Annotated in this window: 10 protein-coding genes; 8 read left to right on the top strand and 2 right to left on the bottom strand. The window is 69.1% G+C overall.

Annotated features, from left to right (window positions below):
- The first annotated feature begins 133 nt into the window (after positions 1-133).
- The 4 genes from acnA (at position 134) to WDV06_RS02885 (ending at position 6,417) form a co-directional block, all read left to right on the top strand.
- Positions 134-2,848 carry an aconitate hydratase AcnA gene (gene acnA, locus WDV06_RS02900; RefSeq protein WP_395507983.1) on the top strand — a complete coding sequence of 905 codons (2,715 nt, stop codon included), beginning with the start codon at positions 134-136 and terminating at the stop codon, positions 2,846-2,848.
- Between the two features lie 218 nt (positions 2,849-3,066).
- Positions 3,067-4,494, top strand: coding sequence for an N-acetylglucosamine/diacetylchitobiose ABC transporter substrate-binding protein (gene ngcE / locus WDV06_RS02895; protein ID WP_395507982.1), 1,428 nt, complete (start codon positions 3,067-3,069; stop codon positions 4,492-4,494).
- 39 nt (positions 4,495-4,533) lie between these two features.
- Entirely contained in the window at positions 4,534-5,478 is a 945-nt protein-coding gene (locus WDV06_RS02890) for a carbohydrate ABC transporter permease (RefSeq protein WP_395507981.1), read from the top strand.
- A 12-nt stretch (positions 5,479-5,490) separates the two neighbouring features.
- Positions 5,491-6,417: a carbohydrate ABC transporter permease gene (locus WDV06_RS02885; RefSeq protein ID WP_395507980.1), complete on the top strand. Its 927-nt coding sequence runs from the start codon at positions 5,491-5,493 to the stop codon at positions 6,415-6,417.
- Between the two features lie 4 nt (positions 6,418-6,421).
- On the opposite strand, the gene WDV06_RS02880 is transcribed toward WDV06_RS02885, so the two are convergent.
- Positions 6,422-6,865 (bottom strand): hypothetical protein, encoded by a 444-nt coding sequence (locus WDV06_RS02880; RefSeq protein ID WP_395507979.1) that lies wholly within the window; start codon positions 6,863-6,865, stop codon positions 6,422-6,424.
- A gap of 101 nt (positions 6,866-6,966) precedes the next feature.
- The gene (mgtA, locus tag WDV06_RS02875) at positions 6,967-9,714 is read right to left on the bottom strand and encodes a magnesium-translocating P-type ATPase (RefSeq protein WP_395507978.1); all 2,748 of its coding nucleotides are present in this window, start codon (positions 9,712-9,714) and stop codon (positions 6,967-6,969) included.
- Between the two features lie 523 nt (positions 9,715-10,237).
- On the opposite strand from mgtA, the gene WDV06_RS02870 reads away from it, so the two are divergent.
- The 4 genes from WDV06_RS02870 (at position 10,238) to WDV06_RS02855 (ending at position 14,949) form a co-directional block, all read left to right on the top strand.
- Entirely contained in the window at positions 10,238-11,452 is a 1,215-nt protein-coding gene (locus tag WDV06_RS02870; RefSeq protein ID WP_395507977.1) for an ROK family transcriptional regulator, read from the top strand.
- 118 nt (positions 11,453-11,570) lie between these two features.
- Positions 11,571-12,686, top strand: coding sequence for a sugar ABC transporter substrate-binding protein (locus WDV06_RS02865; RefSeq protein WP_395507976.1), 1,116 nt, complete (start codon positions 11,571-11,573; stop codon positions 12,684-12,686).
- A 185-nt stretch (positions 12,687-12,871) separates the two neighbouring features.
- Positions 12,872-13,660: an ATP-binding cassette domain-containing protein gene (locus WDV06_RS02860; RefSeq protein ID WP_042818391.1), complete on the top strand. Its 789-nt coding sequence runs from the start codon at positions 12,872-12,874 to the stop codon at positions 13,658-13,660.
- Positions 13,657-14,949: a sugar ABC transporter permease gene (locus WDV06_RS02855; protein ID WP_395507975.1), complete on the top strand. Its 1,293-nt coding sequence runs from the start codon at positions 13,657-13,659 to the stop codon at positions 14,947-14,949. The genes WDV06_RS02860 and WDV06_RS02855 overlap by 4 nt, the downstream gene beginning before the upstream one ends.
- Positions 14,950-15,184: the final 235 nt, after the last annotated feature.

Raw genomic sequence — 15,184 nt, 5'->3', positions numbered from 1 at the left:
TCTGCCGAAGGCGTACCGCAGCCGCCCCCGCCGGTAAGGGCTACCTAACTTAGCCTTACCTTAGCGGATTGGCCACAGGGCGTGGCGGCAGGATGCGGTAATACGCGCGAAATCATGCATGAAGGAGACTGTCGTGTCGGCGAACAGCTTCGACGCCCGCAGCACGCTGCAGGTGGGCGACGAGTCGTACGAGATCTTCCGGCTGGACAAGGTCGAGGGCGCCGCCCGCCTTCCCTACAGCCTGAAGGTCCTGCTGGAGAACCTGCTCCGCACGGAGGACGGCGCGAACATCACCGCCGACCACATCCGGGCGCTCGGCGGCTGGGACTCCCAGGCGCAGCCCAGCCAGGAGATCCAGTTCACGCCGGCCCGCGTGATCATGCAGGACTTCACCGGCGTCCCCTGCGTCGTGGACCTCGCCACCATGCGTGAGGCCGTGAAGGAGCTCGGCGGCGACCCGTCCAAGGTCAACCCCCTCTCCCCGGCCGAGCTGGTCATCGACCACTCGGTCATCGCCGACAAGTTCGGCACCAAGGACGCGTTCGCCCAGAACGTGGAGCTGGAGTACGGCCGCAACAAGGAGCGCTACCAGTTCCTGCGCTGGGGCCAGACCGCCTTCGACGACTTCAAGGTCGTCCCCCCGGGCACCGGCATCGTCCACCAGGTCAACATCGAGCACCTGGCCCGCACGGTCATGGTCCGGGGCGGACAGGCCTACCCGGACACCCTGGTCGGCACCGACTCGCACACCACCATGGTCAACGGCCTCGGCGTGCTCGGCTGGGGCGTCGGCGGCATCGAGGCCGAGGCCGCGATGCTCGGCCAGCCGGTCTCCATGCTGATCCCGCGCGTCGTCGGCTTCAAGCTGACCGGCGAGCTGCCGACCGGCACCACCGCCACCGACCTGGTGCTCACGATCACCGAGATGCTGCGCAAGCACGGCGTCGTCGGCAAGTTCGTCGAGTTCTACGGTGAGGGCGTCGCCGCCACCTCCCTCGCGAACCGCGCCACCATCGGCAACATGTCGCCGGAGTTCGGCTCGACCGCCGCGATCTTCCCGATCGACGACGAGACGCTGAAGTACCTGCGCCTGACGGGCCGCGACGCCCAGCAGGTCGCGCTGGTCGAGGCGTACGCCAAGGAGCAGGGCCTCTGGCTGGACCCGAAGGCCGAGCCCGACTTCTCCGAGAAGCTGGAGCTGGACCTCTCCACGGTCGTCCCCTCCATCGCCGGCCCGAAGCGCCCGCAGGACCGCATCGTCCTGGCCAACGCCGCGCAGCAGTTCGCCCAGGACGTCCGCAACTACGTGGACGACGCCGACGAGGCGGGCAAGGAGTCCTTCCCGGCCTCCGACGCCCCGGCCTCCGCCAACGGCGTGCCGACCCGCCCGACCCAGGTCACCCTGGCCGACGGCACCTCCTTCGAGATCGACCACGGCGCCGTCACCGTCGCCGCGATCACCTCCTGCACCAACACCTCGAACCCCTACGTCATGGTCGCCGCGGCGCTCGTGGCCAAGAAGGCGGTCGAGAAGGGCCTGACCCGCAAGCCGTGGGTCAAGACCACCCTGGCCCCGGGCTCGAAGGTCGTCACCGACTACTTCGACAAGGCCGGCCTGACCCCGTACCTCGACAAGATGGGCTTCAACCTCGTCGGGTACGGCTGCACCACCTGCATCGGCAACTCCGGTCCGCTGGACGAGGAGATCTCGAAGGCGATCAACGAGCACGACCTCGCGGTCACCTCGGTCCTCTCGGGCAACCGCAACTTCGAGGGCCGCATCAACCCCGACGTCAAGATGAACTACCTGGCGTCCCCGCCGCTGGTCGTCGCGTACGCCATCGCGGGCTCCATGAAGGTGGACATCACCACCGAGGCCATCGGCACCGACACCGAGGGCAACCCGGTCTTCCTCAAGGACATCTGGCCCTCCGAGGCCGAGGTCAACGACGTCGTGGCCAACGCCATCGGCGAGGACATGTTCTCGAAGTCCTACGAGGACGTCTTCGCGGGCGACGCCCAGTGGCAGGCGCTGCCGATCCCGACCGGCAACACCTTCGAGTGGGACGCCGAGTCCACCTACGTCCGCAAGCCCCCCTACTTCGAGGGCATGACGATGGAGACCACCCCGGTCTCCGACATCGCCGGCGCCCGCGTGCTGGCGAAGCTGGGCGACTCGGTCACCACCGACCACATCTCCCCGGCGGGCGCGATCAAGGCCGACACCCCGGCCGGCAAGTACCTCACGGAGCACGGCGTCGAGCGCCGCGACTTCAACAGCTACGGCTCGCGCCGCGGCAACCACGAGGTCATGATCCGCGGTACCTTCGCCAACATCCGCCTGCGCAACCAGATCGCGCCGGGCACCGAGGGCGGCTTCACCCGCGACTTCACCGTCGAGGGCGCGCCGGTCTCCTTCATCTACGACGCCTCCCAGAACTACCAGGCCGCCGGCATCCCGCTGGTCATCCTGGCGGGCAAGGAGTACGGCTCGGGCTCGTCCCGCGACTGGGCCGCCAAGGGCACCGCGCTGCTCGGCGTCAAGGCCGTCATCGCCGAGTCCTACGAGCGCATCCACCGCTCCAACCTGATCGGCATGGGCGTCCTCCCGCTCCAGTTCCCCGAGGGTGCCACCGCGGCCTCCCTGGGCCTCACCGGCGAGGAGACCTTCTCCTTCACCGGTGTGGAGGAGCTGAACAACGGCACCACCCCGCGCACGGTGAAGGTCACCACCGACACCGGTGTCTCCTTCGACGCGGTCGTGCGCATCGACACGCCGGGTGAGGCGGACTACTACCGCAACGGCGGCATCATGCAGTACGTCCTCCGCAACCTCATCCGCGGCTAAGGGCGCGCCAGGCGGAGCGATCCGCCGGTTGTCGGCACCATAGGGCCGTACCCCCGACAAGGGGGTGCGGCCCTTCCGCTTTTCGGGGCGGCGGAATCAGATGACGGACAGGTCTCAACTCGGAAAAGCCGGGAACGATCCTTGTGCACGATCTTGCTGAGCCAAGCGGAAGTGGACTATACCTGTGCCCCAATCCTGACGAAGGCGAGGACTTGAGCATGGGATCCACCGGTGAGGGCCTCGGCCGCCGCGATCTGATCAAGCGCTCCGCAGCGCTCGGACTGATCGCCGTGCCGACGATGAGCTTCCTGTCCGCCTGTGCCTCGGGCGGTGGCGACACCTCCGCGAACGGCCCGGACAAGGGGCTCGTGTCCAAGGAGAACCCCTTCGGCCTCGCCAAGGGCGGCAAACTCGACGTGGTCATCTTCAAGGGCGGCTTCGGCGACGACTACGCCAAGGCCTGGGAGGCGGCGTTCGACAAGAAGTGGGGTACCACCAGCTCCCACCTGGGCACCCAGGAGATCGCGGCCAAGCTCCAGCCGCGCTTCAACGGCGGCAACCCGCCGGACGTCCTCAACGACTCCGGCGCCCAGATGATCAAGATCGACGTCCTCGCCAAGGGCAACCAGCTCGCCGACCTGACCCCTCTCCTCGACGCCCCCTCGCTCGACGACCCGAACAAGAAGATCCGCGACACCCTGATCGCCGGAACGGTCCAACAGGGCTCCCAGGGAGGCAAGTTCGTCGCCCTCAACTACGTCTACACCGTCTTCGGCCTCTGGTACTCCGGCAAGCTCTTCAAGGAGAAGGGCTGGACCGAGCCCAAGACCTGGGACGAGTTCCTGGCGATCTGCGCCAAGGCCAAGGAGGCCGGCATCGGCGGCCTGGCCCACCAGGGGAAGTACCCCTACTACATCAATGTCGTGATCATGGACTTGATCGCCAAGAAGGGCGGTCTGGAGGCCATGAAGGCCATCGACAACCTCGCCCCCAACGCCTTCGAGGGCAACCCGGACGCCCTGGCCGCCGTGGAGGCCGTCTACGAGGTGGTCGAGAAGGGCTACCTGATGCCCGGCACCAACGGCCTCACCCATACGGAGTCACAGACCGCCTGGAACCAGTACAAGGCCGCCTTCATCCCCTCCGGATCCTGGCTGGAGAACGAGCAGCTCAAGCAGACCCCGGACGACTTCGACATGAAGTTCCTGCCCGTGCCGCTGCTCGCCGGCAGCAAGCTCCCCTTCACCGCCATCCGGGCGGGCGCCAACGAGGCCTTCGTCGTCCCGGAGAAGGCCGCCAACAAGGCCGGCGGCCTGGAGTTCCTGCGCACCATGCTGTCCCGCGAATGGTCGACCGTCTTCGCCCAGCAGGCCAACTCCCTCACCGTCGTCAAGGACGGCGTGGACCCGGGCGTCAAGCTCCGCCCCGGCACCCAGTCGGCCGTGGCCGCCGTCAAGGCCGCCGGAGCCGACACCTTCAACTACCTGTACCCCGACTGGTACAGCGAAATGGACACCGAGATCCAGAACGCGTCCAATGAGCTGATGGCCCAGCGCATCCAGCCGAAGGAGTGGATCAAGCGGGCCCAGGCCGCGGTGGACAAGGCCGCCAAGGACCCCAGCGCCAAGAACAACCACCGCAGCTGACCCCACGTCCAACCGGCGGCGTCACCAGGGACGGACACCATGAGCCAAGTAGCCCGGAGCAGGGGACGGGCCGGCTTCATCGCCGGCTTCCTCGTCCTGCCGCTCGCGCTGTACCTGACCTTCGTCATCTGGCCGTACGTGCAGACGTTCGGCTACTCCTTCACCAACTGGTCCGGCCAGTCCCCGACGTTCGACTTCGTCGGCCTGGAGAACTACTCGGCCCTGATGCGGGACGAGGTCTTCCGCGGCGCCCTGTGGCACAACCTGCTGCTCCTGGTGTTCGTCCCCGCCGTCACCATCCTGCTCGCCCTCTTCTTCGCCTTCATGGTGAACGCGGGAGGGCGCAGCGGGGCCGGCGGGGTGCGGGGCGTCCGCGGGTCGGCCTTCTACAAGATCGTCTACTTCTTCCCGCAGGTCCTCTCCCTCGCCATCCTCGCCGTCCTCTTCGGAGCGGTGTACCGCAGCGACACGGGCGGTCTGCTGAACGCGTTCCTCGCCAAGCTGGGCCTGGTGGACCCGGCCCACCCCGTCGAGTGGCTCAACCGGCCGAACCTGGTCCTGTGGTGCCTGCTGCTCGTGGTGGTGTGGCACGGGGTCGGCTTCTACCTGGTCCTCTTCTCGGCCGCCATGCAGTCCGTGCCCAAGGACATCTACGAGGCCGCCCTGCTCGACGGGGCGGGCCGCGCCCAGACCTTCCTGAGGGTCACGCTGCCCCTGCTGTGGGACTCGGTGCAGACCTCGGCGGTCTACCTGGGCATCGCCGCCATGGACATGTTCGTCCTGGTGTCCACCATGACCTCCGGCCAGTTCGGCGGCGGACCGGACCACCACAGCGAGGTCATGGCGACCGTGCTGATGCGCAACTTCCTCTACTTCGGCAAGAGCGGCTACGCGTGCGCCATGGGCGTCGTCATGCTGGTCCTGACCATGATCCTCTCCGTCGTCACGCTGCGCGCCACCCGCCGCGAGCGCATCGAGTTCTGAGCGGGAGACCCGATGACCACAGTGATCAAGGCACCCGGGGAGTCCGCGGCCGAGCGGTCCCGGCAGGGCGGCCGCCCGGCCGGCGGCGGCCGGAACCGCTCCGACGGCATGGTGCTGAACGTCTTCTCCCACGGCTTCCTCGCCGTCTGGGCGGTACTGATCGTCCTGCCCCTGGTGTGGCTGGCCCTCGGCTCCTTCAAGACCGACTCCCAGATCGGCGCCTCCGCCCTCAGCTGGCCGTCCCACTGGCACTTCGACGCCTTCGGCCGGGCCTGGGACAAGGGCATCGGCGGCTACTTCGGCCACACCCTCGTGGTGCTGGCCTTCTCGGTCCCGCTGACCATGCTGCTCGGCTCGATGGCCGCGTACGTCCTGGCCCGCTACCCCTTCCCGGGGAACCGGATCATCTACTACTTCTTCGTCAGCGGGGCCATGTTCCCCGTCTTCCTGGCGCTCGTACCCCTGTTCTTCATGGTCAAGCGCCTGGACATGCTGAACACGTACCAGGGCCTGATCCTGGTGTACGTCGCCTACTCGATGCCCTTCACCGTCTTCTTCATGCACTCCTTCTTCCGCACCCTGCCCACGGCGGTGCACGAGGCCGCGGTGATCGACGGGGCCTCCGACACCCGGATCTTCTTCCGGGTGATGCTGCCCATGGCCAAGCCGGGCCTGATCAGCGTGGGGATATTCAATGTCCTGGGCCAGTGGAACCAGTACATCCTGCCCTCGGTGCTGATGCAGCCCCAGAGCGGATCCGACCCCGAGCGCTACATGCTCACCCAGGGCCTGATCCAGCTCCAGTACCAGATGGGCTACGAGACGGACCTGCCGGTGCTCTTCGCCGGCGTGACCATCGCGATGATCCCGATGCTGGTGGTCTACCTCTCCTTCCAGCGCCAGATCCAGGCGGGCCTGACCTCGGCCACCCTGAAGTGACGCCTCAGCCGAAGACGCTCAGCGAGCCGCCGCCGGTCTCCGTGTCGCCGCCGAGGCTGCCCGGGCCGGTCGCCGGGTTGGGGCCCCCGCCGGCAGGGACGCCCGGGGGTCCGCAGGGGGCGGCGAAGCACTGCATCTGGTGATTGCCGTGCTTCCACCACTGGCCGGGGGCCCACCACGGCTTCTGCCGCTGCTGCGGCGCGGCCGGATCCTCGGTGAGCACGCCGCCGCGCTCGGAGTCGTCGGGCTCCGAGCCGTCGGGCAGGGCGCCACCGCGGCGTACTGCGGAGCTGCCGTTGCCGGTGTTGCCGCTGCCGTCCGTCGCGACCGTCGGAGCGGTCGCGGGTGACCCGGCGAACGCGGTCGCCGGGAACAGGACCGCCCCCGCGGCCGCCGCGGTCGAGGCGGCCAGCACGGCGAGACGGGTCGTCTTCGTGGTGCGGGGCATGAGGCCCTCCTGGGGGTCGGGGGAAGCGGGAACCACCCCTCCAGTGAGCCGCAGCCGCGGGCCCGGGGTCACGTCCCGGGAGCCCGTGGCTTGACAGCCCGCTACAGCCAGGTGCCGAAGCGCTTGATGTAGCGGGCCTTCACCAGCTGCGTCAGTGCGCAGTAGCTCAGGAGCACCACGGCCAGCCAGGGGAAGTAGTCCGCCGGGAGGGCGGTGAAGCCGAGGGCGGGGGCCAGCGGTGAGAACGGCAGCCAGAGCCCGGTCAGCACGGCCAGGACGGTCATCGCCATCACCGGCCAGGAGGCGCGGGACTGGAGGAAGGGGATCTTGCGGGTCCGGATCATGTGGACGACCAGGGTCTGGGAGAGCAGGCCCTCGACGAACCAGCCGGTCTGGAAGAGCGAGGCCTCGCCCACCGTGTCGGCGCCGAACACGTTCCACATGACCACGAACATGGTGATGTCGAAGAGGGAGCTGATGGGGCCGATCGTCACCATGAAACGGAAGATGCCCCCGGCGTCCCAGTTCCGGGGCCTGCGCAGGTACTCCTCGTCCATCCGGTCCCAGGGCGTGGCCAGCTGGGAGATGTCGTAGACCAGGTTCTGCACCAGCAGCATGATCGCGAGCATCGGCTGGAAGGGGATGAAGGCGCTCGCCACCAGGACCGAGAAGACGTTGCCGAAGTTGGACGAGGCCGTCATCTTGATGTACTTGATCGTGTTGCCGAAGGTGGTGCGCCCCTGGACCACGCCCTGCTCCAGCACCGTCAGGTCCTTCTCCAGCAGGATGATGTCCGCCGACTCCTTGGCGATGTCGACGGCCGTGTCGACGGAGATGCCGACGTCGGCGTCCCTCAGCGCGGCCGCGTCGTTGATGCCGTCCCCGAGGAAGCCGACCGTACGGCCGTCCGCCCGCAGGGCCCGCACGATGCGGGCCTTCTGCACCGGGTTGGCCTTGGCGAAGACCGTCGTACGGGCGGCCAGCGCGCGCAGTCCGGGGTCGTCGAGGGAGTCCACCTCGGAGCCGGTGACCACGCGGCCCACCTCGATGCCGACGTCGGCGCAGACCCGGGCCGCGACCAGCTCGTTGTCCCCGGTGACCACCTTCACCGCGATGCCCTTGTCGGCCAGCCCCCGCAGGGCCCGGGCGGCGGAGGCCTTCGGCGGGTCGAGGAAGGCGAGGAAGCCGACCAGGGTCAGCCCGTCCTCGTCCGCGACGGTGTAGGTGCCGCGCGGCGCGGTGATCCGGCGGGTGGCCACGGCCAGGACCCGCAGACCCCTGCGGTTGCCGTCCTCGGCGACGGCGGTGACGCGGCGGCGCAGCCCCTCGGTGAGCTCGACGGTCTCCCCCCGGTCCCTCATGTGGGTGCAGAGGTCCAGGACCTCCTCCACCGCGCCCTTGGTGATCATCACGTGCTCGGCGCGGCCGGGGCCGACGGCCAACGCGTTGCGGTTCAGGACCACGGACATCCGCCGTCGGGCGAAGTCGAAGGGGATCTCGTCGACCATCGTGAACCGTGCGTCGACGACAACCTCCTCGGCCTCGTTCACCCGGTCGATGACCGCCTGGTCCAGCAGGTTGCGCAGGCCCGTCTGGAAGTGCGCGTTGAGGTAGCCGTACTCCAGGACCTCGCCGTCCTCGTCGCCGTGCACGTCGAGGTAGCGGTCCAGGACGATCCGGTCCTCGGTGAGGGTGCCGGTCTTGTCCGTGCAGAGCACGTCCATGGCGCCCAGGTTCTGGATGGCGTCCAGCCGCTTGACGACCACCTTGCGCTTCGCCATGGCCACCGCGCCGCGCGCCAGGTTGGCGGAGACGACCATCGGCAGCATCTCGGGGGTCAGGCCCACCGCGACGGCGACACCGAACAGGAAGGCCTCGTTCCAGTCGCCCTTGGTCAGGCCGTTGACCATGAAGACCACCGGGACCATCACCAGCATGAACCGGATCAGCAGGAAGCTGACCTTGCGCACGCCGGTGTCGAAGTTGGTCTGCGGGCTCTCTCCGACCAGGGTGCCCGCCATGGAGCCGAACCAGGTTTCGGAGCCCGTCGCCACGACCACCCCGGTGGCGGTGCCGGAGGTGACCGACGTCCCCATCAGGCAGAGGTTGTCGGCCTCGACCGGGTCGGTCGTCGTGTGCCGGCCGAGGTCTTCCGCGCTGGGGGTCCCCGCGGCGGAGCGAGGGGGAGCGTCGGCCTTGGCCACGGGCAACGACTCGCCGGACAGGGCCGCCTGGCTGACCATCAGGTCCTTGGCGGTGAGCAGCCGCAGGTCGGCGGGGATCAGGTCGCCGGCGGCCAGCAGGACCAGGTCGCCGGGGACCACCCGGTCCATGGGCACTTCGATCGTGGTCGGCACCGAGCCGCTGCCCGCCCTGCGCCGCACCGCGCAGGTGGTGGTGACGAGCTTCCTCAGCGCGTCGGCGGCGCGCCCGGAGCGGTACTCCTGCCAGAACCGCAGCAGTCCGCTGACCGCCACCATCACGGAGAGGATGAGGACGCCCGGGTCCTCCGGGTCCTGCCAGAACATGACGGCGGCCAGGAAGGCCAGCACGCCGATGAAGGGGTTCCAGAACGCCTTCGCGAGCTGCGCCGTCCAGTGCGGGGCGCGCTCCTGGGCGACGGCATTGGGGCCGTGCAGGCCCAGGCGGCGCACGGCCTCGCCGTGCGTGAGGCCGTCGTGGGAGGTGTCGGTCTCCTGGAGGACCCGGACGGCCGGGCAGGCGCTGACCTCCGCGAGGCGCTCGGCGACCCGACGGGTGGCCGACTCCAGCTCGGCGGCCCTGCGCTCGCGGCGGGTCCGGCCCGGCGGTGCGAGCTTCGCGGGGGTACGAGGGGTGAGCATGGTCATGACGAATACCTCCCTCCACCGCGTCCGGGCAGCGCGCAGCCGCGCGGTCACGTGGAGTGGTCATGGTGCGGCGCGGGGCGGCGGCGGCCGCCACGGGGTGCGCCGTGGACATGGATGACGTATGCCTGACAGGAGAGCCAGGACATGCGGAAAGAGGAAAGACGGGGAAAGTCGCGTTCCGGAACGGAACGCTCAGCCGACGAGAGCGCGGCGAAGACTTCGGTCGGGACTCATCCCGAACACCTCCTCGCGTCGCGCCGTCGATACGTGGCGCCAGGTCCGGCCCGGAGGCCGCAGAGGACGGGCGCCTCGGCGACCGTAACACGATCTCGGAGGGCGGTGTTCATCCCTTTGGCCAGTCGTGTCCGTTTCGGCATGTGTCCGGCCCTTGACGCCGACGGGGCCAAACGCTCGACTTAAGGTTCACAAGTTGGAGAGACGCCGGGGTCTCGGAGCACGCAGCCGCGACGACCGGCCGGGGGGCGACGGATGGCCGTCGCTTAAGGGCAGGAGTGGATGAGTCGTGCAGACTCCCGGATCGCAGTCCTCGCTGCATCGCGCGAACCTCGAACGCGTCGTGCGGGCGGTGCGCCTCGCGGGTTCGCTGACCCAGGCGGAGATCGCCCGTACCACCGGACTGTCGGCGGCCACGGTCTCCAACATCGTCCGTGAGCTCAAGGAGGGCGGGACCGTCGAGGTCACCGACACCTCGGCGGGCGGCCGGCGGGCGCGCAGCGTCTCGCTCAGCGGGGACGCGGGCATCGTGATCGGCGTGGACTTCGGCCACACCCACCTGCGGGTGGCGGTCGGCAACCTCGCGCACCAGGTGCTGGCCGAGGAGTCCGAGCCGCTGGACGTGGACGCCTCCTGGGTGGACGGCTTCGACCGGGCGGAAGCGCTGGTCGGACGGCTGGTCCAGCAGGTCGGCGTGGCCCGCGACAAGGTCATCGGCGTCGGGCTCGGCGTCCCCGGCCCCATCGACGTGGAGTCCGGAACGCTCGGCTCCACCGCGATCCTGCCGGGCTGGGCCGGCATCAACCCGCGCCGGGAGCTGTCGCAGCGCCTGGGCGTGCCCGTCTACGTGGACAACGACGCCAACCTCGGCGCGCTGGGCGAGCTGGTGTGGGGGAGCGGGCGCGGGGTCCGGGACCTGGCGTACATCAAGGTCGCCAGCGGTGTGGGGGCCGGCCTGGTGATCAACGGCCAGATCTACCGGGGTCCCGGCGGCACCGCCGGGGAGATCGGGCACATCACCCTGGACGAGTCGGGGCCGGTCTGCCGCTGCGGCAACCGCGGGTGCCTGGAGACCTTCGCCGCCGCCCGCTACGTGCTGCCCCTGCTCCAGGGGAGCCACGGGCCGGAGCTGACGATGGAGAAGGTGGTCGAGCTGGCCCGGGAGGGGGACCCGGGCTGCCGGCGGGTCATCTCCGACGTGGGCCGGCACGTCGGCAGCGGCGTGGCCAGCCTCTGCAACCTCCTGAACCCCTCCCGGATCGTGCTCGGCGGATCGCTGGCGGAGGCCGGTGAGCTGGTCCTGGCGCCGATCCGGGAATCCGTGGGGCGGTACGCGATCCCCAGCGCGGCCCGGCAGCTGTCCGTGCTGACGGGGACGCTGGGCGGCCGTGCGGAGGTACTGGGCGCGCTCGCCCTCGTACTCAGCGAGATGGGCGATTCGACGCTTTTGGCGGAAAATGGGATTGGAGTGCGGGCTCCCGCCGCCGTGTCTTCATTTAGATAACGGATGACTCCGTTGTCATCTCGTTAAGGATTCACTCCTTGACGGCAAACTCGCGGCCGGGGTTGACTCACATCCACCTCGGCCGCAGCGTTGCGGCCTCGTCAGGGAGGTTCACTTCATGAACACGCGTATGCGTAGAGCCGCCGTTGCCGTAGCCGCCGGCGCCATGGCCGTTTCGCTGGCCGCCTGTGGCAGCGCCAAGGAAGCGGGGGGCGAGAAGAAGCCCTCGGGTTCCGCCGCCGCCGGTGACGCGATCAAGGTCGGTCTGCTCCTGCCGGAGAACCAGACCGCGCGCTACGAGAAGTTCGACAAGCCGCTGATCGAGAAGAAGATCTCCGATCTCACGGGCGGCAAGGCCCAGGTGGTCTACGCGAACGCCAAGCAGGACGCGACCACGCAGAACTCCCAGGTCGACACGATGATCACCAACAAGGTGAACGTCCTCATCATCGACGCGGTCGACGCCAAGGCCATCGCGGGCTCGGTCAAGAAGGCCAAGGACGCCGGCATCCCGGTCGTCGCCTACGACCGCCTGGCGGAGGGCCCGATCGACGGCTACACCTCCTTCGACAACGAAGAGGTCGGCAAGGTCCAGGGCAAGGCCCTGCTGGAGGCCCTCGGCGACAAGGCCAAGGACGGCCAGATCGTCATGATGAACGGCTCCGTCACCGACCCGAACGCCGCGCTGTTCAAGAAGGGCGCCCACTCCGTCCTCGACGGCAAGGTGACCATCGGCAAGGAGTACGACACCAAGGAGTGGAAGCCGGAGAACGCCAACACCAACATGGCGGGCGCCCTCTCCGCGCTCGGCAAGGACAAGGTGATCGGCGTCTACTCCGCCAACGACGGCATGGCCGGCGGCATCATCACCGCCCTCAAGGCGGCCGGCCTGAACCCCCTGCCCCCGGTCACCGGCCAGGACGCGGAACTCGCCGGTGTCCAGCGCATCGTCGCCGGCGAGCAGTTCATGAGCGTCTACAAGCCGTACGCGCCCGAGGCAGCGGCCGCCGCCGAGATGGCCGTCGCCCTCGCCCAGGGCAAGAAGGCCGACGACATCATCAACAACAAGGTCGACAGCCCCACCACCAAGGGCGTCCCCTCGGTGCTGATCCCGGTCGTCTCGCTGACCAAGAGCAACATCAAGGACACCGTCGTCAAGGACGGCGTCTACACGGTCGACGAGATCTGCACCGACAAGTACGCGGCCGCCTGCGCCACCCTCGGCCTCAAGTAAGGCCCCGCGCCGCTTCCCGCAGAGGGAGCAGCGGCTCCCCCGCCCTGCCCGGCGCCCCGCCCCTCATTGCCCCCGCCTTCCGCGGGGCGCCGGGCAGAAACGTTTCATTACTCGTTCGACTTATCCCCATCCGCCCCGCTCCTGCTCTTTTGCACGACATCCCCGCCGGTCAGGCGGCGAAGGAGATGGTTCATGTGTCCGCTGCGCCCGTGCTGGCGTTGCGAGGGGTCTCGAAGCGGTTCGGCGCCGTCCAGGCCCTGACCGACGTAGAACTCGAAATCCACTCCGGTGAGGTGGTCGCCCTGGTCGGCGACAACGGCGCCGGCAAGTCCACGCTGGTCAAGACCATCGCCGGCGTGCACCCCATCGATGACGGGGTCATCGAGTGGGAGGGCCGCCCGGTCTCCATCGGCAAGCCCCACGACGCCCAGAACCTCGGCATCGCGACCGTCTACCAGGACCTCGCGCTGTGCGACAACATCGACGTCGTCGGCAACCTCTTCCTGGGCCGCGAGCTCAAGCGCTACGGCGTGCTCGACGAGGTGGAGATGGAGCGCCGCGCCCGCGAGCTCCTCACCACCCTGTCCATCCGGATCCCCAGCGTCAGGATCCCCATCGCCTCCCTCTCGGGCGGCCAGCGCCAGACGGTGGCGATCGCGCGCTCGATGCTGGGCGAGCCCAAGCTCGTCATCCTCGACGAGCCCACCGCCGCCCTCGGCGTCGAGCAGACCGCCCAGGTCCTCGACCTGGTCGAACGCCTGCGCGAGCGCGGCCACGCCGTCATCCTCATCAGCCACAACATGGCCGACGTGAAGGCCGTCGCCGACAAGGTGGCGGTGCTGCGACTGGGCCGCAACAACGGCGTCTTCAACGTCGCCGACACCTCGCAGGAAGAGATCATCTCCGCCATCACCGGGGCCACGGACAACGCCGTGACCCGCCGGGCGGCCCGCACCGGGGAGGCCCGCAAGTGAGCACCGAACACCACACCCACGCGGAAGAGGTGTCCCGGCTGGCCAACCCCGCCGCGCCGGCGGACGCCATCCCGGTGGTGGACCCGCGCCTCCTGGTGCGCGAGCAGGGCCTGTCCGGCTACCTGAGCGAGTTCGGCCGCAAGATGAAGGCGGGCGACCTGGGCTCGATCCCGGTCGTCGTCGGCCTCATCGTCATCTGGGCCATCTTCCAGAGCCTGAACTCGAACTTCCTGTCCCCGGAGAACCTCTCCAACATCGCGATCACGATGGTCGCCACCGGCATGATCGCCGTCGGCATCATCTTCGTGCTGCTGCTCGGCGAGATCGACCTCTCGGTCGGCTCGGTCAGCGGTGTCTCGGGCGCGATCGTCGCCGTCCTCGCCGTGACCCACGGCGTCAACGAATGGCTCGCGATCCTCGCCGCCGTCGCCGGCGGCGCCCTGATCGGCGCGATCCACGGCTTCTTCTTCGCCAGGATCGGCGCCCCCGCGTTCGCCGTCACCCTCTCGGGCCTGCTGTTCTGGTCCGGCGCCATGCTCCAGATCCTCGGCAGCAACGGCACCATCAACCTCGACCCCGACGGCGTGGTCGGGCAGCTGACGACGTACTACTTCTCGGACGTGGCCGCCGGCTACGGCCTCGCGGCGCTCGCCACGGCGGTGTACTTCCTCGCCACCTTCTTCGACAACCGCCGCCGGGCGGCCGCCGGGGTCCCCTCGCGCCCGCTCTCCGAGATCCTGCTGCGCACCGGCCTGCTGGCCGTGTTCACCTTCGGTCCCGCGATCGTCTTCAACCAGTACAAGGGCCTGCCGCTCGCGGTGGTGCTCTTCGTGGTGGCCCTGGTCGGCACGGACTTCCTGCTGCGGCGCACCACCTTCGGCCGCAACGTCTTCGCCCTCGGCGGCAGCGTCGAGGCCTCCCGCCGCGCCGGCATCAACGTCAACGCCATCCGCATCGCCGTCTTCTCCATCTCCGGCACCTTCGCCGCCATCGGCGGGCTCTTCTGGGCCTCCAAGATCGCGGCGGCCAACCAGAGCGCGGGCGCCGGCGACCTGCTGATGAACGTCATCGCGGCGGCCGTCATCGGCGGCACCAGCCTCTTCGGCGGCCGCGGCCGGACCTGGAACGCCCTCCTCGGCGTCATGGTCATCACCTCCATCCAGTACGGTCTGGCCCTGGAGGGGATCGCGACCCCGATCCAGTACATGATCACCGGTGCGGTGCTGCTCGCCACCGTGGTCATCGACTCGGTCACCCGCAAGACCCAGAAGACCGCCGGACGCGCCTGACCGCGCGTCCGGGGCGTCACCCGGACGGTAAGAACCGTCACAGTGCCCGGTGCCACCGCGTGTGGCACCGGGCACCTGTGCGTACATGTGTACGGACGGTTGTGTGGTCATACGTCCGTTTGGGAGGTGTGACCGCGCCGGGAGGTGTACAGGTATGACAAAGTGCGTACCCCTCCCGGTACCGCCCGATGATTCCGCGCGCGAGCGGAACATTAGACTCGACAGACCAGCCAGC

The organism is Streptomyces racemochromogenes, from assembly GCF_044129415.1.
In the GTDB taxonomy this organism is placed as follows: domain Bacteria; phylum Actinomycetota; class Actinomycetes; order Streptomycetales; family Streptomycetaceae; genus Streptomyces; species Streptomyces racemochromogenes_A.
The sequence above is the reverse complement of the archived record's forward strand: the minus strand, read 5'-3'. Positions and strand labels throughout refer to the sequence as shown.

Coding starts and splice junctions, on each gene's coding strand:
- WDV06_RS02885 (WP_395507980.1), top strand. CDS start 5,491: ATGACCACAGTGATCAAGGCACCCGGGGAGTCCGCGGCCGAGCGGTCC.
- WDV06_RS02880 (WP_395507979.1), bottom strand. CDS start 6,865: ATGCCCCGCACCACGAAGACGACCCGTCTCGCCGTGCTGGCCGCCTCG.
- WDV06_RS02860 (WP_042818391.1), top strand. CDS start 12,872: ATGGTTCATGTGTCCGCTGCGCCCGTGCTGGCGTTGCGAGGGGTCTCG.
- ngcE (WP_395507982.1), top strand. CDS start 3,067: ATGGGATCCACCGGTGAGGGCCTCGGCCGCCGCGATCTGATCAAGCGC.
- mgtA (WP_395507978.1), bottom strand. CDS start 9,714: ATGACCATGCTCACCCCTCGTACCCCCGCGAAGCTCGCACCGCCGGGC.
- WDV06_RS02890 (WP_395507981.1), top strand. CDS start 4,534: ATGAGCCAAGTAGCCCGGAGCAGGGGACGGGCCGGCTTCATCGCCGGC.
- WDV06_RS02865 (WP_395507976.1), top strand. CDS start 11,571: ATGAACACGCGTATGCGTAGAGCCGCCGTTGCCGTAGCCGCCGGCGCC.